At 40.5% G+C, this 1,059-nt stretch carries 1 protein-coding gene; it reads right to left on the bottom strand.

Annotation, left to right across the window (positions count from 1 at the left end; translation table 11 throughout):
- A partial coding sequence (locus tag DDE80_RS14445; RefSeq protein ID WP_108308642.1) for an IS4 family transposase occupies window positions 1-960 on the bottom strand: 960 nt, incomplete at its 3' end.
- Window positions 961-1,059: the final 99 nt, after the last annotated feature.

Genomic DNA, 1,059 nt, shown 5'->3' with positions numbered 1-1,059 from the left:
TAATACGTAGGCAATTAAAGCCGCGAACAATTGGTTAAACACGGCGTTTTCAGTTGTGCCAAATAAAACAGGCACATTTAAGTTCTGCTTGATCCAACGAAAAAAGGATTCAATTGCCCAGCGTTCTTTGTACATGCCAGCGATTTCTTCAGCGGTTACATCCAAAAGGTTCGTTACAACGCGTACAAGTTCACCTTCGTAATCGACAAATTCAACGACACGATGACGTTTCTTTGTTTGTTTTTGCGCCGTACCGATGATGCACGTAAAATCAGCTGTCACGTTGGAACCTGTGACAACGGTTCTTTTCAATGATTTCTTGCGGCTTAGGTGAATATTCTCTTTCAAACGAATGACGAAATCTTGCCCTGTTCGCGCGTAACGATCCGCTTTATCGATTGAAAAATAAGCACGGTCCGCTACTAAGATAAAACGCTTGTCCTCTAACTTTACACCAATTGGACCATCGTTTTTCAAACCTGTTGTTTCCACGACTTTCAGGGGCATCTCTGTTGAATTTGTAAAGCTAACGTGCAGTTTAATACCTGAACGCTCACCGTGATATAAAGCCCATGGTAAACGTGTTTTCCCAACTGTAATCGTTGTCGAATCAATTGCCAGTAAGTCTTTTTTTAGCTTTAATTTACGACGTGCTGCTCGGTTTAGACGGCCAACAATGACGTTAAAAATGCGTTTCACAATGTGGTAATTCAGCTCGCCTAAGCGTTTAGAAAGCGTGGAATAATCCACAGATTTCAAGCCTTGTGCTGAAGCAACATCTGCTGCGTGACGTAAGCTTTTCCATTCGAAAGCAGCAGCGCCAACTAAATAAGCTAAAAGTGTCGGTACATCGCATTTACGAGCTGTATCTTCAAAGCCATATTCAGCAAGAATCTCTTTGATTTCTTCCTGTGAAATAAAGTTTTGAAGTAACGTGAAAATCGTGGTATTCTTAGCCATGAGAGATTCCTCCTCGTAAATGTTGGTGTGGTAACTTACATTTTACATGGAATCTCTCTTTTTTATTGCATTTTATTGGTAAAACTTAGTTAATCAACA

The sequence above is a fragment of the Metalysinibacillus jejuensis genome, from assembly GCF_003057615.1.
In the GTDB taxonomy this organism is placed as follows: Bacteria; Bacillota; Bacilli; order Bacillales_A; family Planococcaceae; genus Metalysinibacillus; species Metalysinibacillus jejuensis.
This window is presented reverse-complemented; position numbering and strand designations above follow the sequence as displayed.